Below are 23,440 nucleotides of genomic sequence, written 5' to 3'. Positions count from 1 at the left end.
ATGATAATTAAATTTTTAATCCGCCAAATACACTGAACAGCATAATAGCTAAAACAACCAGCGTGATGAGGGTATACATTTTGTCGCCATCCAGCAGAAACCCTACCAGCGAAAGCGCTATACGGAACACCGGCGTAGCCACCAAAATCACCACGCCTAATTGTATAATGGCACGGGCATCTAAGCTGACTGCTCCATGAAGCACGGAGGTGAAAGATGTTATGCCTGTCTTCTCTCCCGCAAAGGTATGGTAAGATGGCATGGGTACACCACCTAACTGGTACAGGTATAACAAGCCGCCCATCAGCACAATAAAGCTGGATAATAACACACCTACACGTAATTGCAAACCAATGAAACGTTCTATGTCGTGATCTGCCAGTTTATTTTGAAGTATCGTATTCTTTTTCATCTGCTTAAAATTTATGGTTATAGCCATTGTAAATCATCTCTGCCGCTACAAAACATATCGCTACGCAAAAAATGTATTTTAACACCTTTACATTAATCCGGCTAAGTAATTTTGCACCTGTAAATGCCCCGCCCAATACGCCCAGCACAACAGGGAAAGCAATACCGGCATCCATATAACCACGTTGCAGGTATACCACCGCGCTTGCAGCGGCAGTTACGCCTATCATAAAGTTACTGGTGGTTGTACTCACTTTAAAGGGAATGTGCATAGTAGAATCCATCGCCAGTACCTTCAACGCGCCCGAACCTATCCCCAGCAAACCTGAAAATACCCCGGCGACGGTCATGATAGAAAAACCAGCGCCTACGTTTTTTAGCTTGTAGGCAACCTCGCCATCTTTGGTTGGATAAGAATTGTTCAGCTTTAATACTTCTGCCGCGTGGCTGCCTTCGGTTAAGGCGTCCTGGTTCTTTTTGCGAATCGTCATGGCTGCCGAGAACAACAGGATAACACCGAAAAGTATAGCGATGGTATTGGTAGGCGTATAAACGGCAAGTAAAGCGCCTACAACCGCGCCTACGGTAGTAGCGATCTCTAAAAACATACCGAGGCGTACATTTGTGATGCCCTCTTTTACATAAGCGCTTGCCGCGCCCGATGAATTAGCTATGGATGCCAGCAAGGCCGCGCCAATGGCATAACGGATATCTACATTGAAAACTAAAGTTAATAACGGAATGATAACTACTCCCCCGCCCAAACCTGTAAGTGAACCCACCAGCCCGGCCAGGTAAGCGCCAAGAATTAACAGGAGGGTGAAAACTAAAATACTCATATAATTAATAGTTGTTGGATAAAATTTGTTGGATGATCTTTAATGCCTCTTTCTTCTTTTTACCACGAATGGCATCAAAAAGGGCATCGTGTAAATAATGGCTCATGGCAAAATGCGCGATACCCTGCTGCTCCCTTTTTGAAAATAAAGACCTGATGCTCAGTGTAAAGTAATCGTACAGATCGGCAAGGACTTTGTTACGTGAGGCAGTCGCTATAGCGGTATGGAAAGCGATATCGGCATTGGTGCAGGCTTGTTTATTTTCTGTTTCAATGGCATGCCTGCGATCGGTAAGGTGTTGATGCATGGCATCCAGATCGGCCTGGGTATGATGGTCAACCGCCAATTTTACAAGCTCTGTTTCCAGTAGCATACGCACGGCGTTAATTTCATCAAAATCGGCATTATGCAGGCGTTGATCTAATGGTTGAGCGGTGGCTTGTTCGTTAACGAAGGTTCCGTTACCCTGCTGTACTCGCAGTACCCCTGCCATAGCCAAACTTTTGATGGCTTCACGAACGGATGAACGCCCAACCTGGTATGCCTCCATCAGTTCAGGCTCGGCAGGGATCTTCTCTCCCGTTTTATATTTTTTGGCGGCGATATCCTTCTTTATTCTTTCGGCCACCATTTCTGATAATTTCTCTTTTGCCATGTTGCAATCAATTACAATACAAACATACGATGTATGTATAAACATCAGATGTTTATTTGTGAAAAAAATAAAATTACAAATGCTTTTTACCGGGCGATGACGATATGTGATAAGTTGCAGTTGATTTATTGTGTTGAAAATGAAATTGTTTTGGTTTCTATCCCATTGGGTTTATGATCGGATAATATATACTTTACTCAACCTACGAAAAATTTATTACCTTTTATTTGTTTGGTACGAAAGTTTTCCTACCTTTGGTTTGAGATAATTATGGAAGCACAAAATAAACCGATAGAACCCACAAAATCTGAACTGGAAATATTACAGGTATTGTGGGAACACGGACCATCAACAGTTCGCGCGGTGAATGATGAGTTGGTTAAACAAAAGGATGTTAATTACACCACAACCTTGAAACTAATGCAGATCATGGCCGATAAGGGGATCCTGAAACGTGACGAAAGCCAGATGAAACATATATATAGTGTGGTGCAGGAAGAACAGGAAACCAAATCGCACTTGCTGGATAAGTTTGTCGATTCAATGTATAAAGGATCTGCAAGTAAACTGGTGATGCAGCTGCTTGGCAATAAAAAAACATCGCAGGCAGAGCTGGATGAGATAAAAGATCTGCTTAAAAAGTTTGAAGAATAATTACATTTAAAACTAACCGGTTATGGCGTTTTCATTGGTAAATATACTGCCCGATTACCTGATTAAAGCATTGGGTAATACGCTGATCCATTCTCTATGGCAGGGCATGCTGCTTGCCGTAGTAACAGGATTAATTGTGATAGGCACCCGTAAGGCGAGTGCCTCGAAACGATATAACCTTCTGATTGCCGCATTGTTGCTGTTCACGGTTACGGTAGCTTTTACGTTTGCGCAGGAACTGAAGGCGGCGCAATCTTCACTGGCGATAATCGGTAAAAATTCGTTAGTTATTCATAACGCCCTTCCATCCTACCCTTCGGTAGTTACTGAACCAAGTGAATACCGGAATATTTTAAGTTTTTTGAGTAGCTACTCCAACATAATAGTACTCATATGGTTTCTGATCGTGTTGGCGCGAAGCCTGCAATTGTTGACCGGCTTGCAGGTGATCTACCATTTACGCAGACGGCAAATATTTTCTATAGACAATAGCTGGCAGCACCGTGTAACAGAACTGGCCGGACAAATGGGCATTAGGCAGATAATTACCATTGCCGAATCCGGAATTGCACGTGTGCCTATGGTTGTTGGGCACTTAAAACCGTTGATATTAATACCTGTGGGTTTGATAACTGCCCTGTCCCCTGCCGATATTGAGGCTATATTGGTACATGAACTGGCCCATATTTGCCGTCGCGATTATTTAACCAATGTGTTATTGAGTATTGTAGAGTTGCTGTTCTTTTTTAACCCGGCCGTATTGTGGATAGCGGCACTGATAAAGGCCGAACGTGAAAATTGCTGCGACGATATCGCCGTTGAGTACACCGGTAACAAAGTAAATTATATTAAAGCTTTGGTGGCCAGCCAGGAATATCAGCTTTCGGCCCCTGCTTTCGCTATGGCACTCAACGGTAATAAGCAGCATCTTAAAGGCCGGGTTCAGCGTTTGCTTAGTAGCCGAAATCCGTCGCTCAATATGATGGAAAGATCGTTGCTGGCCGTTTGTTTGGTAACCGCTGTTTTGCTGACGACAGCTTTTACCCAAAAGGATAATATTGAACATTTCGTTACCAAAACATCTAAAACGGTGGCTCGTGTAAGCCAAGCTATATTACAAAAAAAGGATATTGATACTGCCGTGAAAAAAACGACGACGATAATTACTGAATCGAGAATGTCGGTTATTGAAACCGTAACAAGTAAAGTTAAAGATACTACACAAAAACGCGTAAATAAGCCGGATGAAACAGGTGATCCGCTATCATTGAATAATTTAGCCGCCCAAACCGCGCTGGCCGATTCACTTAAAAGCTTGCAAGGTGGTTTATCGCCATTAAGCAGTGTGAAGCAAAAGTTAGGCCCTGTAAATACTAAACTCTCTTACCAAAACCAGTATACCTTGTATAATTTAGATTCGGCAAAGCGCTATCAAGCTTACACCAACAACTACAGGTCGCGCAAAACGGGTTATGACAGAACATTATCGGCAGAGAATCCTTCAACCAATGCTGTCCCCGTTTTAATGAAGAATAACGACGAGCAGGAACCCGATATAACCAGGCAAGTACTCAAAGCTATTATCAGCGAAGGTTTAGCCGCCAAGGTACAATCGTATAAATTAACGGAATACGATTTGGTTATTAACGGCGAGAAATTACCGGATGAAACATTTAAGCGCTTTAAAAATAATTATATAAGATCGTTCGAGAAACGTAGCATAGTTTACTATAACTACGATACCAGCACTAAGGTAACTACAACCACAACGCTGTAAGTACAAACCAAAAGCATCAAATAACAAATTAATTCACGTTAAAAAACGAGAACGGGACAACTATTGTCCGATATACGCTAAACAGACATTTAACCTTTAATCACCCAAACATCATGAAACTAAAAATAGCGGCTTTAATAGCTGCCTGGATAACTATTGCCTCAACTTTAGCTTTTGCGCAAGATACACTGAAACTTTCTGGCAAAGTGACTGACGCGAACGGGCATTCTCTTGACGGCGTTACAGTATACCTGCTCAATGGTAAAGATTCAACACTCATTAAAACAACGTTTACCGATACCACTGGTATTTACATTTTTATCAACCTGAAAAAAGCAAATTACCGTTTATCGGCAAGCATGGTGGGTTATCAAAATTATAGGAGCGCGAGTTTTGAGCTGAGCGCTAATAGGGTTTTAGAGTCGGTTAGTTTAAGGATAAACAGCAACACGCTGCAGCAAGTTAGCATTAACGCCACCCGGCCTTTTGTACAACAAAAGATAGACCGTACCCTTGTTAACCCCGAGGCTATGATAAGCAACGCGGGCGGCACCGCATTAGATGTGCTTGAGAAAGCGCCGGGAGTAATAGTTGATCAAAATGGTGCTATAAGCTTGAAGAGCAAAGGTGTAACTATTTTTATTGATGATAAACCAACTTATCTTTCGGGCGCGGACCTGGAAAATTATCTTCGCTCGTTGAGCGCGGCGGCTATTGACCAACTCGAATTAATGCCTAACCCACCGGCCAAGTATGATGCGGCAGGCAGCGGTGGTGTTATCAATATTAAAACAAAGAAAAACAAAGTAAGAGGATTTAACGGTGGCATTAACCTCGCGTACACTCAGGGAAAATATGCCCGTACAAACAATAGCCTCAACTTTAATTACCGGAACAACAAGTTAAACGTTACCGGAAACCTTGGTTATAACCATGCTAATACTTTTAATGATCTTGATATCAACCGCCATTTTGAAGATGGTAACGGTGTAGTAACTACCAACTTTTTACAAAATTCTTTTCTGCGTAATACAGGTAACAATTATACGGTTAGGTTGGGTGTTGATTACTACTTATCAGATAAAAGCACGCTTGGCATTAACGTGAATGGCATATACAATCCGCACCGCACAACTTCGCCGGTTACAAGTAACTTCTCTGATGCGCAGAACAGGCCCGATTCTACTATTATCGCTCAAAATACCGAACGCGACGTATTTAAAAATGGCGGCATCAACCTTAATTATCGTCATAAATATGACCAAACCGGTCGCGAGTTCACTGCCGATATTGATTACCTGAACTATTATACCAAAACAGATCAGTTGTTTGCCAACAGTACTTATTTGCCGGGTGGCACGGCTACCAATATCGATCAGTTAACCGGGATGTTGCCCGCGCATATCAATATCTACACCGCCAAGGCAGATTATGATCATCCTTTGAGCAATGGTATTAAATTATCTGCCGGGTTAAAAACGGCCTATACACATACCGATAATGTAGCCGATTATTTTTTGACGAAGAACGAGATTACGCAACCTGACTATGACAAAACCAATCATTTTATTTACCGGGAAAATATTAACGCGGCTTATTTAAATGCCACAAAAGATTATAAGCGCTTGTCATTTCAGGCTGGTTTAAGATTAGAAAACACGATCTCCGACGGGCACCAGCTTGGCAACGTACAAAAGCCGGACTCCACCTTTAAACGTAATTATACCAACCTGTTCCCTACTCTCTATATTCAATACAAGCTGGATACAGGTAATATTAACCAGTTGCGGTTAAATTATGGCAGGCGTATCAATCGACCCTATTACCAGGATTTGAACCCATTTCTTTCTCCATTGGATAGGTTTACTTACTACACCGGCAACCCTTTTTTAAAGCCATCGTTTACTGATAATATTGAGCTGATACACTCTTACAAAGAAAAATTTAACACTACTTTAAGCTATAGTAAAACACGCGATGATGTAAACGAAACCATTGAAATTGTTGACGGTATATATTACAGCCGCCCGGGTAACATTGGTAAATACACGGTGATCACGCTTTCTTTTGATGCTACCTTTGACCCCGCCAAATGGCTGAATATCTTTTTCTATAGCCGTGTATCCAACATCCATTCGGTGAGCGATTTTTATACCGGATTATTAGATACCCGCGGTACTTATTTTTTCGCCCGTACCGCGCTTACATTTAAGCTGAAGAAAGATTGGCAGCTGCAAGCCGAAGGCGGATACCAAAGCAAGATCACCAGCGGGCAATTTGTTATTGGCAGCAGAGGGCGTGTAAACACCGGTGTATCTAAAAAGCTATCTGCAGCTACTACGGTTAAATTTACGGTGAACGATATTTTTTACACGTTTAAAAATACAGGCGTAATCAATAACCTTAACCGCACATCGGCCAATTGGCAAAACCTGAGCGATACACGCAACTTTGTACTTTCACTTAGTTACCGGTTTGGTAAAGCAATTTCGGGCCAGCGACAGCATGATGCCAACGGTGCTGAAAGTGAACAAAGCAGGGTGAAAAATTAACTCTGCATTCTGCTACAAACCGTCGAAAACGAAAACTTCTTTTTTGAATGGCTTTCGCGGAAGCAACTCGGGGCGGATACTTGTTTGATATACGAAAGATGCTACAATAATGGCGGCCTGTTTCAGGTCGTCCATTATTAAGTGGTCATAATCGTCCAGGTTGCTATGGTGTACACGGGTTTCATAATCAAGCGGGTCTTGTACAAATTGAAAAGCAGGGATACCTGCCCAATCGAACGAAACATGATCGGTAGAGCCTGTACTGCTGGTTGTTACCGTGGCAGCGCCCAAATCATGAAATGGTTTTAACCATTCGGTAAAAATGGGCTGCAAAGCGGTATTTCCCTGGGTATAAATTCCCCGGATCTTGCCCGAACCATTATCAAGGTTAAAATAGGCTGATATTTTGGCTTGTTCGGGCTTAGGAGTCATCTTAAGAGCGTCAATTAAATGATTTTTAACATAGCCGTACGAGCCATAAAGTCCTTGCTCTTCACCGCCCCACAGTGCTATGCGAATGGTTCGTTTAGGTTTTAGGCCAAGCGAATCGAGCAGGCGCACGGCTTCCATCATTACAATACAACCCGCCGCATTATCGGCAGCCCCGGTAGCAGCCTGCCACGAATCGAGGTGCCCGCCAAGCATTACCACCTGCGATTTCAATTTAGGGTCGCTGCCCGGAATTTCGGCAACAACATTGTAGCCCTTGGTATCCGCGGTAGAAAACTTACCTTGAATATTAAGCGACAATTCAACCGCTTGCCCCGATTGTATCAACCGTTTGATGCGTTGCGCGTCTTCCAAAGCCATATTTACCTGCGGCAAAGTTTGTGCATCGGTAAGTTTATAACCATATGCAGCCTGTACAAATACAGATCCATTAGCGCTTCGCCTGCCTGCAGAGAGCACCGCCAAGGCCCCTGATCGTTTTAAGATCAAATCAAACTGCTGTATCAATTTCAATTGCCCAAGTTCCTGCTCAATTTCCGAACGTTTTACCATGTAATTGTCCTTCAAATTAGCTAGGGAGGTATCGGCCAGGCGGGTCGCGCTTGGATTAAAGTTATCCTGAGTTTGCAATGGCCTGCCGGTTATCAGTATAAATTTGCCTTTAAACTCGGCAGCATGGCTTATTAAATAAGTAGTATCCATAGCTTGTTGCGGCGCTATCAATACCACACTGCCCTTTAGTACCCCATCGGTATTAGCACTCCACGGACAAGCATACGCCCTCAACGGCGTGGCGTAGGGTAAGCGCATCATCAGGCTGAAATCTTCTAAATCCCACTGTTTGCCAAACTCGCCCCATGGTTCAAGCTTTGAATTTGTTAAGCCCCATTTTTTAAATGTGGCTATAGCCCAATCGGCCGCGCGGCGATAGCCCGCAGAGTTGGTCAGCCTTGGTCCCGAAACATCGGTAAGGTAATGTGCTATTTGCGGAATTTGTGAACTGCTTAGCTCTGCTGCTTTTATTTTAGCGAAAACGGCGGTATCCGGTTGTTCTTGCGAAAAGCTTATTTTAGCAAGCAATAAGCATAACGCGCATAATGTGGTGGTTTTTAGGGTGGTCATGTTTGAATGTTTGGTAGCTAAATATAAACAATATCAGCTTATTGAGTATAAGTGCTAAACAAATGCTTTAATTTGGGTATGATAAGCGATAAAGAGATTACCGGTATAAGCAAATTTTTAAGCCTGGTGTTGCGCCACCAACCGCTACTGATAGGTATTGAACTTGATGAACAAGGCTGGGTAAGTGTAGATGACCTATTAACAAAGGCCAATGCTCACGGAAATAAATTGACCCCTGAAATACTAAAACACGTTGTAGAAACCAATGCCAAGAAACGTTTCGCTTTTGACGAAAATGGACGAAAGATACGTGCCAGCCAGGGGCATTCTATTGAAGTTGAACTGGGTTATGAGCCGCAAATACCTCCTGATATTTTGTTTCACGGTACGGGCGCGCAATCGGTTCAGTCCATTTTACAAGATGGGCTGATCAAGCGCGAGAGGCAACATGTGCATTTGAGCATGGATATTACAACGGCCGTTCAGGTAGGAAGCAGGCATGGTAAACCCAAGGTATTTGAAGTACTTGCCGGCGAGATGCACAATCAAGGTTATGTATTTTATTTATCGGCAAATAAGGTTTGGTTAACAGACAACGTGCCGGCTCATTTTCTGAAACTGAAAGAGGATTGATAGCCTGTATTGGAAGCGAATCTGTTTCTATTACTTTATAAAAGCTTTATCAATTGCGGTACCTGTCAGCTTAATTTGATAAGGCCATTGTTCGTCGTTTTGTGCCTTGCCATCTGTTAAATGTTCCCAATGCTCCGTTGGCGCGCCGCTTACAACCAGCCATAAGTGGGCGGTGTTTTTAGGTATAGTAAAGCTTTCAGTAGCATTAACTTTAGAATATGTTTTGCCATAAACCCGCGAGCCATCTTGTTTTACTGCCAAAAAACCATACCGCCAACCGGCTTTATCGGTGTTAATCGCCCTGAAGCCTTCCGCACCGGCTATGCCCTTAAAATCAAGTTTAACTTTGGTTCCGGCTGCTGGTACATCCAGCTTGATACCATTGTAACCATAGTTCTGTGGACAATTACTCTCCGCTATGCGGTACCAGCCATCGCTAATATCATTTAAAATAGCAATATGCTGATTTGCGTAGACTTTAGCTGCCTGCTCAATACGCGGCATATCCCAGGTGATGAACCTGCGGGCGGCATCAAAAATTTCATCATTAAATTTCGACTGGTTTAAGCCGGTCAACCTTTTATAGGTAGTTACCGCGTCTTCTCCTTTAATTGCTTCACGCCATAATTTTCCTATAAAATCGCGCCCGTGTTTACCCGACCAATATTCTAATACATAAGGCGAATGGTATTGATTATCTTCGTGCAGAAAAGCCAGGTGAGTTTGGCGCATAAAGCTTTTTAAGTGGTAATTTTCAAACGTCATCCAACTTGGGTAAACCTGGAACAGCATATATTGTGAGGTCATTTCAAAGATGCTTTGCCCCCTGCTACCCTTCGGTGCCGATGTAAAACCCCAATGCCCATCCGCATGTACCATGTACTGAAATGAGTGACCAAGCTCATGAGCCAAAGCCCCATAAGGCGCGGATGCTATGCGGGTAGAGGGCGTCCACAGAATACCTATCTTATCTTCTACCCCGCCACCGAATGCTGTACCACCATGACTATTCGGGATAACGTAGGTTAGCATTTTATACTTATCCGTTAACGATTTTCCTTTCTGCACAAACTTCAATGTATCGCGATAGCAAGTATAAAACCTGTCCAGCTCAAGCATTGCGGATTTTGGATCAAACCTGATCGAGTCTGGATTTGCGGCGGGGTTATCGCCATAATTCTTACTCCAAAAAATAGCGATGTTATTGCCTTCGGCTTTCCGCAAATTACTGTAATCGCTGTTGTTATTGTTATAATTGTTGTTGTCGGCAACCATCCATACTTTTGCAGGATAATAGATGGGCTTTACAGCAGTACTATCGGCCGTAGATATCAGCTGTGTAAAGTGCTTATCTTTAGCAGTACCGAGCATATCATATTTAAATGCAAATAAGGTTATTGCGAATGAGATCCCTGCAAATAATACAACTTTCTGTTTTTTCATAAAATTGATTTAATTGGCCGCTTACTTTAACAATATTGGCCGAACTATGATGTTCAAATTTACTTATTGGCAGATGGGTTAATTTTCCGGAAATTAGCTAAATAGACCTGTATATTAACCTTTCAGAAAAGCATTTTTATAATGCGCGAAACAAGAAGACAGCTGACATTATTTATCACCGAAGGAAAAGAGACTATTGAGTTGATCAGGGCAAAGTTTAACCCGGCACAACATGATCTTATTGCCGCTCACGTTACGCTGTGCAGGGAAAACGAAATAGGTTTGCTTGATAAAGTGATTCAGAATATCAGGCCTGTTAATATTCATAAGCCATTGATTATTAAGTTTGAGTCGCCTGTACGATTTGCCGATGGTAAAGGTGTATTGATACCGGCGATAGAACGTAATGATGAATTTTATAATTTGAGAAAAGTTGTTTTAAAAGGTATATATGCCGATCCCTATCAGCAACACCCGCATATTACATTGATGCATCCCCGAAACTCAACCTGTACTGATGAAATTTTTGAACAGATAATTCAATATGAACTGCCTGTGCAGCTTAACTTTGATGCCATTAGCCTGATAGAACAAAAGGATGGCGGCAAATGGACTATACTTAAACAATTTGCCCTATATTAGTAACACCATGGAACATAAAACTAAATCGATCAGACCATTTATCGGTGCAAAGGATTTTGAATTATCCCGGAGCTTTTACCGCGACCTGGGTTTTCAGGAAGTCGTTTTGTCGCCGCAGCTATCCGTTTTTAAAACCGAGGAAATCGCTTTTTACCTGCAAAACGCTTACGTGCAGGATTGGGTGGATAATACCATGATATTTTTAGAGGTGAATAGCGTTGACAGTTATTTCGCTGAACTTTCCGCATTAAAATTAACCGATAAATACGTCGGTGTAAGGCTATCTCCTATCCGTACCGAGCAGTGGGGCAAGGAATGTTTCTTACACGATCCATCGGGGATATTGTGGCATTTCGGTGAGTTTTTTTGATACCCCGTTTATTAGTTTAGCCGAATGCTTGAAACGCCCAACCTGATATTGCGCCGCTTCACGGTTGATGATGCCGCTTTTATTTTTGAATTGCTAAATACCCCTACCTGGAAACAGTTCATTGGCGAGCGTAACATTAATACTTTGCAGGATGCCGTAAATTACATTAATAACGTACTTGCCAATTATTACGATAAATATGGTTACGGGCCATGGCTGGTAATGCTAAAAGAAGGGAACAAACCCATTGGCATGTGCGGTCTTTTTAAACGTGATTACCTTGAGCTGCCCGATATAGGTTTCGCTTTTTTGCCCGAGTTTGCAGGCAAGGGGCTGGCCTATGAAAGTTGCACAGCCGTGCTTGGCACGTTGCGGAAAAAATTCGCGCTCAATAGTATTTTCGCTACTACTACCGATGCTAACATCCGTTCACAGTCCCTATTAGAAAAATGCGGCTTTATATACCAGGAAAATATCACAACAACTGAAGGAGATCATCTTCGTTTATACCGGGTTGTGTTGCCTTGATTAATATAAAACACTGTTGCTTATTTTGAAAATTTACTTAATGCCTCGGCAACCGAAGGCACAAAGTTGATATGGGCGCCTTTGTTGGTCTCAAAAATAAAGTCTCTTATGCTTTTGCCCGGGTATTTGGCAAAATCGCCTACTATGGATAAACGAACGCGGTAGTTCGAAAACTTTTGCAGTATCTCGCCTGCAATGCCTGTTTTCAGGTCGAAAAAATCAGGGGTAATGTTGCTTTCATGAACAATGATCTTATCGAAGCCTTGGTAGTATAAGTTGCCGAGTAAGTCTAAACCATCGTCGGTTTTTTTAATGATCATATCGCTTGAGGTTACTTCGGCTATTTTGGTATTGTTTATTTCGTGGGTTATAATTTCCATTTAATATTTGTTTTTAATAGATGTCAGCCAATTATTAATTGTTAAAAATCGGTAATTGATCTGTTTATGCCGTAATACAATTAGCTGAATATAGCTTCAAATGTTCGGATAAATCCTCGTATAAATCACATTTTGAGGCTTTTGTTTTCGGCCTGTCATTATCGTATTAAAATAGCATTAGAATTTATTAAAATATATACGGTATATGCTTTCTGTTATTACATTTGTATCAACGCAGGCATCCTGCCTGCTTATGTGATAAGGTTTAGGTTGGAAGGCCCCGGCAGCGAGTGCAAGGGGCTTTCTATTTTTAAATCTTCTGCTAATATTTCTCTCGCCTGCAATAATTTCAAGCATGTAGCGTATAACTCAAAAGGCTAATTCTGTTATCTTTATAACAAGCAAAACCACTACACCTTATTAAATTTATGAAGAAAGATAAATGGCTCATAGCACTTGCAGCCGGGGTAGGCACTGCAGGACTTATTTATGCATTTTGGCCGAAAAATAAAATACCAGGTAACGCCATAGTACAACCCTTTGATAAAAATAAATACCTTGGCCTATGGCACGAAATAGCCCGCCTGCCCAATCATATTGAAAGAAACTTAAAAGACGTTACCGAAAACTATACCTTAAACGCCGACGGTACCATAAATGTAGTTACCCGTGCCTACAACTTTGAAAAGAATAAACCTGTTGAAGCTACAGGGAAAATGAAGTTAGCCGGGGCCCACAATAAAGGGCGCCTTAAAGTAGCTTATCATTTACCCATTTATCTCAACTATAACATACTCGATGTGGATGCCGGTTATCAATACGCGTTGGTAGCAGGTAATAGTATGGATCATTTGTGGATACTATCCAGGGAAACTACTATTCCTGATGAAATCAAAGAACATTTCCTGGAAAAAGCTGCCGGTTTAGGATTTAATACAACTTTATTGGAATGGATGTAATGCTGTGATGTTCAAAATTTAACATCATCAATTGTATTATATATCTTTAGCGTATATGATGCAACGGCTGCTTTTTATTGTTTTATTAATCCCGCTTATTGCATCGGGTTGGCAAACAGGCACCCCGGCTAAAAAAAACGGCAATGCAGATAGCATCTTCATCTTAAATGCCTTTAACCGAGCTGATGAATACATGAACACCGATCATTACGATTCGGCGCAGCTATGGTTAAATAAAATATATGCCAAGGTAAGCTACCGTAAACCCTCACTGTTCTCTTATTTTCTCACCTCGCGACAAGCCGAAGTTTATTATTATAACAACCTGCATGAGTTAGGTTTACAGGAAGCATTTAAAGCCGAAAATATAGCGGGTGTATTGAAGGATAGTCTGCTGATATCAGATGCCTGCAATTTCATCGGATTATTCTACATGAATAATAACCGTTTGCCCGAAGCGGTTAAATATTACAAAAAGGGATTACGTTATACCCGTCAGCCGCCATACAGTCGGCCTTACATCGAGCTATCGAAACCGCACCATATTTTTGGCAATCTGGCCGAAGCTTACGAAAAGTTAAAAATGCCAGATAGTGCCGTTTTCTATGCGCGACTATCCTTAAGGAAAGCTGAAGAGATAAAATCGGAAAGAGGAACTGCTACTGCAAACCTTAATTTGGCCAGTGCTTATCTGCTGAAGCAAAAAACCGATAGTGCGCTTAAATATTTTGAGCTTACCCGCCTGTTATCCATTAAAAGCGATGATTTTGATGTAGAACTGAACAGCTATAGTGGTTTAGCCGAATGTGCAGAACGTACAGGAAACAAAGCCGCCGCGTTAAAACATCTTGCCACGGGTTTCGCGCTGATGAAGGAGTACCCGCAATTGAACGACTTTTATTCGTCCATGTTCTTAGAGATAGCTATCAAGATATACCGCAGATATAATGAACAGGCTTTACTATTAAAAACACTTGAACTTAAAACAGCCATACAAACAGCAGTATACGAACGCAACAACACGCAGATACAAACCATACTGCTCACAAGCTTACGTAACGAGAAAACCATCTTCAACCTGGAACTTGCCGAAGCTGATAATAAGAAAAACCTTGCCAATACACGTTTGTATATTTTATTGCTGATGTTCCTGTTGTTGGGTATCGCTTTTATCGCGTATCGGTATTATACTAAACAGCGCCTTAAATTGGCCAATATGCGCAGCAAAATAAGCCAGGACCTGCACGATGAAGTGGGCGCTACCCTGAGTGGGATATCCATGTATAGTTATATTACTAAAGAGCAGATCAAAAACCAGGAACATGAATCGGTTAATAACTCGCTGGATATTATTAAAGATAATGCCGGTGAAATGGTGGCCAAACTGAATGATATTGTTTGGGCCGTAAACCCGGTACAGGATAATGCCTACACCATTGCCGAACGATTGAAAGAGTTTGCAGCACAGCTTACTTCTGTAAAAGGTATAAAGCTGGACTTTACAGCTAATAATCCATTAGCCACGTTGAAGTTGCCAATGGAAAAACGCAAGAACATTTATCTTATTTGCAAAGAAGCCATAAACAACGCTGTGAAATACAGTGAATGTACTTTACTTAAAATTGATATATCAGTGGTAAACAGAAATTTAAGCGTATTTATTGAAGATAATGGTAAAGGCTTTGCACCTGCTTTAATAAACAAAGGCAATGGATTAAATAATATGGCAGCCAGGGCAAACGAGATAAGGGCGGATTTGAAGATAAACAGCGAAATTGGCAACGGTACCAAGGTAAGACTTCAATGCAAAATCACCTGATGAGGTATTGTACGGAGGGTGCAAATAAATAATATTTGGAGGTGTCACATACAATGAAAATAAAGGTTGCCATATTTGAAGACAACAAGCTTATCCGCGAGGCTTTACAAACTATTATAAATGCCACAACCGATTTAATTTGCACCGGCACATTTACTAACGTGAACCAGGTTGAAGCCGATATAGAATTTAACCGGCCCGATGTGGTACTGATGGATATTGAAATGCCCGGCCGAACTGGCATTGAAGCAACCAAGATCATCAAAGAACGCTTTCCGCATATTAAGGTACTGATCCAAACGGTTTTTAACGATAACGAGAAGATTTTCAACGCACTATGTGCCGGGGCATCAGGTTATATACTAAAAACCGATTCGCCCGAAAAAATTATACGTTCCTTGCAGGAGGTTTATAGTGGCGGCGGCCCTATGTCGGCAGCTATAGCGCAAAAGGTATTTCAGTTTTTTGTACGGCAAAACGTAATATTGGTAGAGCCCACAACCGCTGACTATGATTTGAGTGACCGCGAAAAAGAGATCCTCTCCTTTATGATTGAAGGCTATAACTATCGCGGCATTGCCGATAAGGCCTTTATCAGTTACGAAACCGTACGCACACATGTTAAGCACATCTACAAAAAGCTACACGTAGTATGCCGTTCCGAGGCTATACTGAAAGCCCGCCAGCAGGGATTGATCTAATACAACTATTATCTTACTGACCATTCAATTTTTAGCATTTAATTGTGGGATGCCATGTTATAAGTTATTATACAACTGAAAGCGCTAAATCACTTAACAATAAGGCAACAAAATCACCCAATGGGTTATTTACCTGCGCTGTTTAAAAGCTCAAATTTGAGCTATAAACAATTACGCTATTAAATAAAACACCATGAAAATTTTAAACTTACTTACTAAAACAGTCATAGCTGTTTGCCTTGTCCCGATGCTATTGTCCGGGTGTAAAAAAGACAAAAAAGCCGATCCTAAGCCCGATGAACCGGCAGAAGAATTTACAAAAGAAATTCTGAACATTATACCAAAGCATACCATTGATAGTTTGCGCAGCTTTGGTATGGTAATTAACGAAGGTACAACCCCGCCAAATCTTGAAGGTTCATATTATACAAATGATAGTAACTGCTTTTTCGATAACTCAAATTTTGTTAAAATAGGCAAATGGCGTGGTAATTATACTTACAAATTCTATAACCAAAAAAATGAGGATCTTACCATTGATATTGATTATGAGATAGATGGAAGAACAGATGTGGCTAATGGTGTAGGTTCTTTTATCTCGGGCAATGGCAACAAGTTCAGCGCATTTTTTGTAACCAAAGGCATAGCAAGGGGAATAAACTATAAATCGTTAACTATTATATCGGGTACCAAAACCGCCGAAGGGATAACTAACTGGACTGATTGCCTGCGTATTACCGAAAAGGATGCCGACCCTACTAATATACTTATTAACGTGAGCGGCACACGCATATTCAAAGAAGATGATGAGCTGGCGACCTTTGCTTTTGGTAATCAGCAAAAGACACTAAGTATTAAACATTTTAAATCAGGCCTAAGCCGATAAATAACTGGGGTAGTTAATAGAAAAACTCCACTTTGCGAAACCTTAAAAGGGTGTAGCAAAGGGAGTTTTTATATTTTATAAAGGTTTATTCTAACGGGCTAACTTTCACCGACCTAAACTTCACATTGCCATGTTTGGCATAAAACCACATAAACGAGCCTTTTTGCTCAACCGTGCGGTTAACTATACAACGCTTATTATCAATACAGATATCAATAATATCATCGTTTAGTATCAGGTCTATCTTAATGACTTTATCTAAACCGGCAACCGCTTTTATTTCAGTATTGCCTAATGATACTATCCTGTTATTGGCTGAAAAGTTAACGCGGTATCCCCCATCTGCCCGGTCGTCCGAGCGCAGGTAGAAACCATATTCGTCGAACGAGTTACCTGGTTCAATTTCCATAGTGATGCGGCATCTGGCAGGTATGTTGTTTATGAATGCCGAGCCAACGCCATTGGGGGCATCAATAGTTAAGTTATCAGTATCGGTAAGCGTAGCAAAAAGTTTAGTGACAATTTTTGCATCCATAGCGGCACCGCTGGCGGGTATCATTTCGGCAGGGAACTTGGTATCCAGTGTGCCGTCGGCCTGTTGAGTAACTTCCCTGAAAATAGCGTTGCCGCCAAATATCTCCCCGTTGTTGTCTTTATTGTCCCTTCGCGATGGTACCCAGGCTGCCGCTATGCGGCGATTATCTTTAAATGCAGCCGTTTTTACTACGTTTGCCCATGATTCATTCAGTGCCTGGTAGCGTGGCTCTTCCCATGGTCCGTAAGGGCTTTTTGATTTTACGTAATAGGTATCACTGTTATCGCTGTAAACCAGGTAGTGCCAGCCATTCCACTCAAAATAATCAGGACATTCAGGTACCGATGGCTGCCCGGTCAGGATCGGGTCGAGTACTTTCCAATTTTTAAGGTCTTTTGAGGTGAGGTGTACCAACGCTCCGCCCGCGTGCTGCAATACCGAATTTTCCTGCCAACTGGATACAAACAGGTGGAACTCCCCTGTTTTTTCATCCACAAAAACTTTCGGGTCCCTGAAATCACGTTTGCTGTAACCCGGTGCCGATGTATAAAAGGGATTAGGTTTTTGCTTATCGAAATGTATACCATCCTTACTAATGGCATAACTCAACTGCTCATTTACATTACCTTCGGCATTGATCAGGCGTGTAGCGTAAAAGGCATAAAACTTATTTTTATAATACACTATTGAACCTGTACAGATCGATTTCTCCCAGGGCTCATCAATACCCAATACAATGGGGTACTGTTTCCAGGTTTTCAGATCGGTTGATGTGCTTAGCCCCCACTGATGACCACCCAAGCCATTCAGGCTCGCATGGTGGGCCGAATCTAACAACCAGTAGAAATAATAAGTCCCCTTATGTTCAAATGGCATGCAATCGCCCACAAATAAATTTCCTTTCGGCCTGAAATACTGGAGGTTTTTGGTGACTTGAATAGTGGGATCATATTGTACGCCCAATTTTTGCGCGGTAGCTGATAGTACGCACAACATAACTGTGACAAGCAATAACAGTTTTTTCATAAGCTTTTGTGCATTGTAAGGTTTATAAATTAACGGCCTGATAATAATTATGCTAAAGGTTTAACGGATATTGGCTATCATTAAACGCTCTTGAAGTGTATCATTTATAGCGAATTTTTCGTTTGTATAAACAATAAATTATGCTTCAAGGGTAAAAAATTTAATCGGTTAAAGCAAATTTTTCGTGGTTATATGTTTTTTACGGCATCACTGTTGCGGTGTAATATATATCAACGTTTTTATTATGCAAAAGATAAAAGAATGACTATGTTGTGGGGGTAAATCCCCTAATAGTTGTCAAACAAAAAAAGTGACATGGAAAAAGTGAAAAGTATACTGGCAGCAGCGTTAATGATCTATATTTTTATTGGTATATATATAATTCTGTATAATTTACTCATCTGGCATTTCTTCCCCAAAATATTCTCATATACACTGCTTGCCGCGCTGGTTATGCTCAAAGGCGCCATCATCAGCATGCGTTACAATCAACCCGAAGCCGCCCTTAAAAAGTGCGAAAAGAATTACTTAGGCTCTATCTTCCAAATCAGCCTGTTATTGTTCTTTGCGGTATTGCTTTTTACATATCTGTTTGAAAGGCAATATATTTCAGCCTTTATTTCACTATCGTTATTGCTACTAACGGCATATAAAGTAAAGGTTTTAACCCATTCAAGGCTTTAGTATCATAATACTAAACCCCAAAAGAGCCGGGCAATTTGTCCGGCTCTTTGAGATTATTCGGTTTAATTAACAGTGGTCGGCATCGCTTTAAGTCGAAATGCCACGCGGTACATTTGCAGTATCACCGAAATTACGATCAGCATAAGCCCGGCATAAAAACCTGTTGATAACACTTTGTTCTCTTTATAGATCAGTATGGCCACCAATATGGTATACAAGGGTTCGAGATTAAAAGTTAAACTCACTGTAAAGGATGATATATGCCTTAAAGCTCCCGTAATTAGAAAATACAATAACAGTGTACATAGCAGGGAGAGCACCAGCAACCAACCAAATCGGTAATTGAAGGTAGCAATGATTTTGCCGGTGAGATCGTTAAAAACAAGGGCATTACCAATGTAAGTGCCGCCAGTCCGCCAAACATTTGGTACAAAATGATCATTTCACTGGTGAACTTTTGTACAAGTCGCTCATTATATATGGTGTACAAAGCGCCGAATGTTGAAGAGATGATTCCGAGAATGATACCGTTGCGGTAACCTGCATCTAACCCAAATATGAGGCTGATACCAAAAAGCGTGAGGCTGCTTAATAAAAGTTCGGCGGCCGAAAACTTCTTTTTATTAATGAGCGGCGCCATTACCGCGTTAAAGAAACTGGTAGGCGCAAAACACACTACCCCAACAGAGATATTGGTGTATTTAATACTGCCATAAAAGAATAACCAATGAAAACCGAGCAGTGCCCCGGCTCCAGCAATATGCAGTTTCCCTTTATTGTTGACTGCCGACATTCGCCCTATAACAACTAAAAACAAAAACATGCCGATGGCCGAAATAAGCAGGCGGTACCAGCTTAATAGTCCTTCGTTTAATGTGATCAATCTTCCGAATATACCGGTAAACCCGGCGAGTAATAACGCGATATGAAGTTTAATATATGCCTTTTTCATTTTATAGCAATTAGTAATTGCACAACATGCTTATGCAGGTGCACAAATGGATGTAAATAAATAATTGTTGGATGGAGAGGGATATAAATAAACAATCACCACACTGGTTTGGGGCCAGTATGATTGTATGAACCAGTTTATTTATAACCCTAAATTGAGCTATAAACTACTACTGGCGGAGGTAGCGCGGTGGTATTAACGATATTGTTGTTTGGGTACAGCTTCATGTAAAATATGCTATGGTTCAAATATAGCAGATATACGGCAATAAACAATTAATCTTCAAAATGACTGAAATGCTGGCGAAGTTTCTCTTCTTCCAAATCAAGCAGATCGAGCTGCTGATGTATTATTTCGTCGTTAATGTTTTCTTTTTTGTTGAGGGTGAGTAAAAACTTGCGTTGTTCGCTCATTACCCGGGCCATTACCAAACGGTAATCTTTATAAAAGCTGTCAACACGTTCCTGGTTGTTGTCGTTTTCCCAGTCTTTGAGTATCTCTCGGTCGGCCTCCAGTCTTATCTTCAGAGATACTAACAAATCGTTATGTTCCAATTGATCGGCATATTCGTTTTGTAATAATTGCAGTGCCACATGCGATAACTTTTTGCGTACCATTTGCTGTTGCTGCCCGAATGAAACGGTATAATCAGGATCGGGCATATTTACCCATTTCACTAAAGCCGGCAGTGTTAAGCCCTGTAAAACCAGTGTAACAAGTATCACGGCAAAGGTGATAAACAATATCATATCCCGGTTAGGGAAGGCTTCGCCGGTTTTAATAACCACCGGGATGCTCAACGCAGCAGCTAATGAAACCACACCTCGCATACCTGTCCACCCCAATAAAATAGGCGCGCGCCAGCCCGGGTTGCGATCGGCAACGGTAATAAAGTTTGCCATAATTATAGTGACTACAATAGCGCCGTATGTGCTGGCAAAGCGTGTAAAGATGAGTACGCCGGTAATAATCAAACTGTATTTTATGGCGATAGGCAAACCATCGGGACCAAGGTTTTTAATCAGCACCGGAAACTCCAAGCCTATCAGTATAAATACAAAACCATTGAGTACAAAAGCTACGGCTTCCCACACGTTGATACCCTGTAAGCGGCTTCGGTGACTTAAATAGGTTTGCCGCCTTGCGGATAGGAATAACCCACCCGAAACTACCGCTAATACACCCGAAAAATGAAATTCTTCTGCCACCATATACATGGCATAAGGCGTAATTAAACCCAATATTACATCCATATTTGCTGATGTTGGCAGCCATCGCTGTATGGCATAAAATATCAGGGCCACTGCCAATCCGCAGGCAATGCCCATCACTATCACCAATACAAAACTCAAAGCAGCCTCCCCAAAAACAAAATGACCGGTTAATATAGCCGCCAAGGCAAAGCGGAATACTACCAAACTCGAAGCGTCATTTAACAGGCTCTCCCCTTCTACTATAGCTACAAAGCGCTTAGGCACTTTTACATTTTTGAGTATAGCACTGGCCGATACCGCATCCGGCGGAGACACGATGCCGCCTAAAAGAAAACCTGTGGCCAAAGTAAAACCCGGTATAACCGCCCAGGATACGAATGCCACCACGCACGAGGTAATAATAACCACCGGGAACGCGAAGCTGGATATTACCCGCCGCCATTTCCAAAACTCTTTCCACGAGGTATTCCATGCCGATTCGTACAGCAGCGGCGGCAGAAATATTACAAAGATGAGTTCGGGTTTAATATCAATCCCTTTTAAAAAAGGCACAAAACCTAAAGGCAAGCCCGCGAGTACCAGTACAATAGGATAAGCGATCTTCATTTTTTGCGCCAGCATTACCAAAAACAGGATAATGATAAGCAGGCAGGTGTATTGGATGAGGATGTGGTGCATGCCCTAAAATACAATATTTTGCAATACATCAAACCATAACAAATAACGATTATAATTTATCAAAACTCAGATTAGCGAGAGCAACACGTATAGTTCAAAAACATTTCAGGGCTTTTGAAGTTTAAACACTTGTAGCTAAGGTTGCTACTTTACACATTAAATATTTCAGGTTTGAGCCATTATCGTTTACATACCGGTTATTTTAAAGGCGGCAAAAGCTTTGCCTTGTTGTTGAAGATCACTATCATCACTGTTTTTACGGTGATATACAGCAGTGCTTACGCGCAGATATCTCCCGTTGATTCAGTAAAGGCCGACTCGCTGGATGCCAATGCTAAAAAAATAGCAAAACCGGCAGACAACATCAATAAGCAATATGATATTGCCGATGCTATCCGTGATATTTTTCATCCGGGTAAAGAAGCGGACACGCTTAAAAAGAAATCGGGTATTACGGTGATGCCAAACGTAGCATCCAACCCAAGTATCGGCTTTCAAATAGGTATTAAGGCAGTAGCGGGCCGTGTATTGGGTAGTGAGCCTAATACATTGATGTCGGTTGCGGCAACCTCGGCTTCCATCACCACTAAAGGTATCATCTATTTTTATCTGAGCCATAACGTATATACGCCAGGCAACCGCTGGAACTTTCAGGGAAGTTTGGTAGCTGCCAAAACGCTTACGCCCGATTTTGGTATCGGTATTGGCCGCGGCTCTACCGGAAGCGAGGAGGACCAGGTATTAAGCAATCCATCGAGAAAGCCTTATGTACTGCACTCCATGTATTATAACCTGCGCGAGAAGGTTTACAAGCAGGTGCATAAAAGTGTATTCCTGGGAGCCGGTGTATCCTTCGATATCAGGCAGAAGATTGAAGATCGTAAAACACCCGCGGGGCAATTAACGCCATACAATATTTACAGCGACCGTAATGGATTTGATAGGGATAACTACATGTCGAACGGATTTTTATTTAACGCTCAATATACTACCCGCGATAACCAAAACCGTGCTTACAAGGGTATTTATGCCGATGCCGGTATTCGTGTTAACCAAACGTGGATAGGTAGCTCAAAGAACGCGGTGCAACTAACTACCGATTTTAGAAAATACTGGAGTTTATCGGAACGTAATCCCGAACACGTTATCGCCTTTTGGAATTGGGGATCGTACTTGTTAAGCGGCGCGTTACCCTATTTGGAATTACCGGGAACCGGTCGCGATCCGGCTTTCAGGAGCGGCCGCGGGTATACGGTGACTTATTTTAAGGGTACCCAGTATTTCTATTCGGAGATGGAATACCGTTTCCCGATCATGAAAAATAAGTTTATTAGCGGGGTTACTTTCTTTAACATCCAAACGGCTAACGACGATTTGGGTACAAAGATATTCAATCAATGGCAGCCGGGCGGTGGCGCGGGCTTACGTGTATTGTTTAACAAAGCCACTCGCACCAACCTTTGTATTGATTACGCCTTTGGTAAGTATGGCTCAAAAGGGCTATTCCTTGGGTTGAACGAGGCGTTTTAA

The 23,440-nt window shown here is 41.7% G+C and carries 23 protein-coding genes; 13 read left to right on the top strand and 10 right to left on the bottom strand.

Going from position 1 to position 23,440, the window contains the following annotated elements:
• Positions 1–7 precede the first annotated feature (7 nt).
• From ABD894_RS01205 to ABD894_RS01195, 3 genes are read right to left on the bottom strand one after another with little or no spacing between them, the layout of a single operon-like run.
• Entirely contained in the window at positions 8–412 is a 405-nt protein-coding gene (locus ABD894_RS01205; RefSeq protein WP_345209149.1) for a DUF1634 domain-containing protein, read from the bottom strand.
• Positions 413–416: 4 nt separating this feature from the next.
• Entirely contained in the window at positions 417–1,250 is an 834-nt protein-coding gene (locus ABD894_RS01200) for a sulfite exporter TauE/SafE family protein (RefSeq protein WP_345209148.1), read from the bottom strand.
• A 4-nt stretch (positions 1,251–1,254) separates the two neighbouring features.
• Positions 1,255–1,905: a FadR/GntR family transcriptional regulator gene (locus tag ABD894_RS01195; RefSeq protein ID WP_345209147.1), complete on the bottom strand. Its 651-nt coding sequence runs from the start codon at positions 1,903–1,905 to the stop codon at positions 1,255–1,257.
• A gap of 270 nt (positions 1,906–2,175) precedes the next feature.
• Between ABD894_RS01195 and ABD894_RS01190 the strand changes: the two genes are divergently transcribed.
• The 3 genes from ABD894_RS01190 to ABD894_RS01180 all read left to right on the top strand — a co-directional run bounded on the left by ABD894_RS01190 (position 2,176) and on the right by ABD894_RS01180 (position 6,888).
• A complete protein-coding gene (locus tag ABD894_RS01190) occupies positions 2,176–2,559 on the top strand; it encodes a BlaI/MecI/CopY family transcriptional regulator (protein ID WP_345209146.1) in 384 nt (127 codons plus the stop codon).
• A 22-nt stretch (positions 2,560–2,581) separates the two neighbouring features.
• Positions 2,582–4,336 carry a M56 family metallopeptidase gene (locus ABD894_RS01185; protein ID WP_345209145.1) on the top strand — a complete coding sequence of 585 codons (1,755 nt, stop codon included), beginning with the start codon at positions 2,582–2,584 and terminating at the stop codon, positions 4,334–4,336.
• Positions 4,337–4,449: 113 nt separating this feature from the next.
• Positions 4,450–6,888, top strand: coding sequence for a TonB-dependent receptor domain-containing protein (locus tag ABD894_RS01180; protein ID WP_345209144.1), 2,439 nt, complete (start codon positions 4,450–4,452; stop codon positions 6,886–6,888).
• A 12-nt stretch (positions 6,889–6,900) separates the two neighbouring features.
• On the opposite strand, the gene ABD894_RS01175 is transcribed toward ABD894_RS01180, so the two are convergent.
• Positions 6,901–8,460, bottom strand: coding sequence for a M20/M25/M40 family metallo-hydrolase (locus ABD894_RS01175; RefSeq protein WP_345209143.1), 1,560 nt, complete (start codon positions 8,458–8,460; stop codon positions 6,901–6,903).
• A 78-nt stretch (positions 8,461–8,538) separates the two neighbouring features.
• On the opposite strand from ABD894_RS01175, the gene ABD894_RS01170 reads away from it, so the two are divergent.
• Positions 8,539–9,093: an RNA 2'-phosphotransferase gene (locus ABD894_RS01170; RefSeq protein ID WP_345209142.1), complete on the top strand. Its 555-nt coding sequence runs from the start codon at positions 8,539–8,541 to the stop codon at positions 9,091–9,093.
• Between the two features lie 30 nt (positions 9,094–9,123).
• On the opposite strand, the gene ABD894_RS01165 is transcribed toward ABD894_RS01170, so the two are convergent.
• A complete protein-coding gene (locus ABD894_RS01165; RefSeq protein ID WP_345209141.1) occupies positions 9,124–10,536 on the bottom strand; it encodes a DUF6055 domain-containing protein in 1,413 nt (470 codons plus the stop codon).
• 141 nt (positions 10,537–10,677) lie between these two features.
• Here ABD894_RS01165 and ABD894_RS01160 point away from each other — a divergent pair, with 141 nt between their 5' ends.
• The 3 genes from ABD894_RS01160 to ABD894_RS01150 are packed head-to-tail and all read left to right on the top strand — an operon-like array spanning position 10,678 to position 12,076.
• On the top strand, positions 10,678–11,178 hold the full coding sequence (locus ABD894_RS01160) for a 2'-5' RNA ligase family protein (RefSeq protein ID WP_345209140.1): 501 nt from the start codon (positions 10,678–10,680) through the stop codon (positions 11,176–11,178).
• A gap of 7 nt (positions 11,179–11,185) precedes the next feature.
• Positions 11,186–11,548: a VOC family protein gene (locus tag ABD894_RS01155; RefSeq protein WP_345209139.1), complete on the top strand. Its 363-nt coding sequence runs from the start codon at positions 11,186–11,188 to the stop codon at positions 11,546–11,548.
• 24 nt (positions 11,549–11,572) lie between these two features.
• Positions 11,573–12,076: a GNAT family N-acetyltransferase gene (locus tag ABD894_RS01150; RefSeq protein WP_345209138.1), complete on the top strand. Its 504-nt coding sequence runs from the start codon at positions 11,573–11,575 to the stop codon at positions 12,074–12,076.
• Positions 12,077–12,096: 20 nt separating this feature from the next.
• Here the strand turns inward: ABD894_RS01150 and ABD894_RS01145 are convergent, their stop codons facing one another.
• A complete protein-coding gene (locus tag ABD894_RS01145) occupies positions 12,097–12,456 on the bottom strand; it encodes a DUF4180 domain-containing protein (RefSeq protein WP_345209137.1) in 360 nt (119 codons plus the stop codon).
• A 428-nt stretch (positions 12,457–12,884) separates the two neighbouring features.
• Between ABD894_RS01145 and ABD894_RS01140 the strand changes: the two genes are divergently transcribed.
• From ABD894_RS01140 to ABD894_RS01125, 4 genes are all read left to right on the top strand, one after another.
• Complete coding sequence (locus tag ABD894_RS01140; RefSeq protein ID WP_345209136.1) at positions 12,885–13,415, top strand: lipocalin family protein; 531 nt, start codon at positions 12,885–12,887, stop codon at positions 13,413–13,415.
• A gap of 55 nt (positions 13,416–13,470) precedes the next feature.
• On the top strand, positions 13,471–15,234 hold the full coding sequence (locus tag ABD894_RS01135; RefSeq protein ID WP_345209135.1) for a tetratricopeptide repeat-containing sensor histidine kinase: 1,764 nt from the start codon (positions 13,471–13,473) through the stop codon (positions 15,232–15,234).
• Between the two features lie 53 nt (positions 15,235–15,287).
• Positions 15,288–15,935: a response regulator gene (locus ABD894_RS01130; protein WP_345209134.1), complete on the top strand. Its 648-nt coding sequence runs from the start codon at positions 15,288–15,290 to the stop codon at positions 15,933–15,935.
• Between the two features lie 193 nt (positions 15,936–16,128).
• Positions 16,129–16,821 (top strand): hypothetical protein, encoded by a 693-nt coding sequence (locus tag ABD894_RS01125; RefSeq protein ID WP_345209133.1) that lies wholly within the window; start codon positions 16,129–16,131, stop codon positions 16,819–16,821.
• 85 nt (positions 16,822–16,906) lie between these two features.
• Here ABD894_RS01125 and ABD894_RS01120 read toward each other — a convergent pair whose 3' ends face one another.
• Positions 16,907–18,382: a family 43 glycosylhydrolase gene (locus ABD894_RS01120; RefSeq protein ID WP_345209132.1), complete on the bottom strand. Its 1,476-nt coding sequence runs from the start codon at positions 18,380–18,382 to the stop codon at positions 16,907–16,909.
• Positions 18,383–18,697: 315 nt separating this feature from the next.
• Here ABD894_RS01120 and ABD894_RS01115 point away from each other — a divergent pair, with 315 nt between their 5' ends.
• Positions 18,698–19,066 carry a hypothetical protein gene (locus ABD894_RS01115; RefSeq protein WP_345209131.1) on the top strand — a complete coding sequence of 123 codons (369 nt, stop codon included), beginning with the start codon at positions 18,698–18,700 and terminating at the stop codon, positions 19,064–19,066.
• Between the two features lie 62 nt (positions 19,067–19,128).
• On the opposite strand, the gene ABD894_RS01110 is transcribed toward ABD894_RS01115, so the two are convergent.
• The 3 genes from ABD894_RS01110 to ABD894_RS01100 form a co-directional block, all read right to left on the bottom strand.
• Positions 19,129–19,386 (bottom strand): EamA family transporter, encoded by a 258-nt coding sequence (locus tag ABD894_RS01110; protein ID WP_345209130.1) that lies wholly within the window; start codon positions 19,384–19,386, stop codon positions 19,129–19,131.
• Entirely contained in the window at positions 19,347–20,018 is a 672-nt protein-coding gene (locus ABD894_RS01105) for a DMT family transporter (protein ID WP_345209129.1), read from the bottom strand. The genes ABD894_RS01110 and ABD894_RS01105 overlap by 40 nt, the downstream gene beginning before the upstream one ends.
• Positions 20,019–20,293: 275 nt before the next feature.
• Positions 20,294–21,910, bottom strand: a complete 1,617-nt coding sequence (locus ABD894_RS01100; protein WP_345209128.1) for a Na+/H+ antiporter — start codon at positions 21,908–21,910, stop codon at positions 20,294–20,296.
• 171 nt (positions 21,911–22,081) lie between these two features.
• Between ABD894_RS01100 and ABD894_RS01095 the strand changes: the two genes are divergently transcribed.
• On the top strand, positions 22,082–23,440 hold the full coding sequence (locus ABD894_RS01095) for a BamA/TamA family outer membrane protein (protein WP_345209127.1): 1,359 nt from the start codon (positions 22,082–22,084) through the stop codon (positions 23,438–23,440).

The organism is Mucilaginibacter gynuensis (genome assembly GCF_039541195.1).
Taxonomy (GTDB): domain Bacteria; phylum Bacteroidota; class Bacteroidia; order Sphingobacteriales; family Sphingobacteriaceae; genus Mucilaginibacter; species Mucilaginibacter gynuensis.
Note: the sequence above shows the minus strand (reverse complement) of the source record. Positions and strands in the feature narration are given on the sequence as shown.

Coding starts and splice junctions, on each gene's coding strand:
- ABD894_RS01165 (WP_345209141.1), bottom strand. CDS start 10,536: ATGAAAAAACAGAAAGTTGTATTATTTGCAGGGATCTCATTCGCAATA.
- ABD894_RS01190 (WP_345209146.1), top strand. CDS start 2,176: ATGGAAGCACAAAATAAACCGATAGAACCCACAAAATCTGAACTGGAA.
- ABD894_RS01130 (WP_345209134.1), top strand. CDS start 15,288: ATGAAAATAAAGGTTGCCATATTTGAAGACAACAAGCTTATCCGCGAG.
- ABD894_RS01100 (WP_345209128.1), bottom strand. CDS start 21,910: ATGCACCACATCCTCATCCAATACACCTGCCTGCTTATCATTATCCTG.
- ABD894_RS01170 (WP_345209142.1), top strand. CDS start 8,539: ATGATAAGCGATAAAGAGATTACCGGTATAAGCAAATTTTTAAGCCTG.
- ABD894_RS01120 (WP_345209132.1), bottom strand. CDS start 18,382: ATGAAAAAACTGTTATTGCTTGTCACAGTTATGTTGTGCGTACTATCA.
- ABD894_RS01160 (WP_345209140.1), top strand. CDS start 10,678: ATGCGCGAAACAAGAAGACAGCTGACATTATTTATCACCGAAGGAAAA.
- ABD894_RS01135 (WP_345209135.1), top strand. CDS start 13,471: ATGATGCAACGGCTGCTTTTTATTGTTTTATTAATCCCGCTTATTGCA.
- ABD894_RS01175 (WP_345209143.1), bottom strand. CDS start 8,460: ATGACCACCCTAAAAACCACCACATTATGCGCGTTATGCTTATTGCTT.
- ABD894_RS01150 (WP_345209138.1), top strand. CDS start 11,573: ATGCTTGAAACGCCCAACCTGATATTGCGCCGCTTCACGGTTGATGAT.
- ABD894_RS01185 (WP_345209145.1), top strand. CDS start 2,582: ATGGCGTTTTCATTGGTAAATATACTGCCCGATTACCTGATTAAAGCA.
- ABD894_RS01140 (WP_345209136.1), top strand. CDS start 12,885: ATGAAGAAAGATAAATGGCTCATAGCACTTGCAGCCGGGGTAGGCACT.
- ABD894_RS01105 (WP_345209129.1), bottom strand. CDS start 20,018: ATGAAAAAGGCATATATTAAACTTCATATCGCGTTATTACTCGCCGGG.
- ABD894_RS01205 (WP_345209149.1), bottom strand. CDS start 412: ATGAAAAAGAATACGATACTTCAAAATAAACTGGCAGATCACGACATA.
- ABD894_RS01125 (WP_345209133.1), top strand. CDS start 16,129: ATGAAAATTTTAAACTTACTTACTAAAACAGTCATAGCTGTTTGCCTT.
- ABD894_RS01115 (WP_345209131.1), top strand. CDS start 18,698: ATGGAAAAAGTGAAAAGTATACTGGCAGCAGCGTTAATGATCTATATT.
- ABD894_RS01200 (WP_345209148.1), bottom strand. CDS start 1,250: ATGAGTATTTTAGTTTTCACCCTCCTGTTAATTCTTGGCGCTTACCTG.
- ABD894_RS01180 (WP_345209144.1), top strand. CDS start 4,450: ATGAAACTAAAAATAGCGGCTTTAATAGCTGCCTGGATAACTATTGCC.
- ABD894_RS01155 (WP_345209139.1), top strand. CDS start 11,186: ATGGAACATAAAACTAAATCGATCAGACCATTTATCGGTGCAAAGGAT.
- ABD894_RS01145 (WP_345209137.1), bottom strand. CDS start 12,456: ATGGAAATTATAACCCACGAAATAAACAATACCAAAATAGCCGAAGTA.
- ABD894_RS01195 (WP_345209147.1), bottom strand. CDS start 1,905: ATGGCAAAAGAGAAATTATCAGAAATGGTGGCCGAAAGAATAAAGAAG.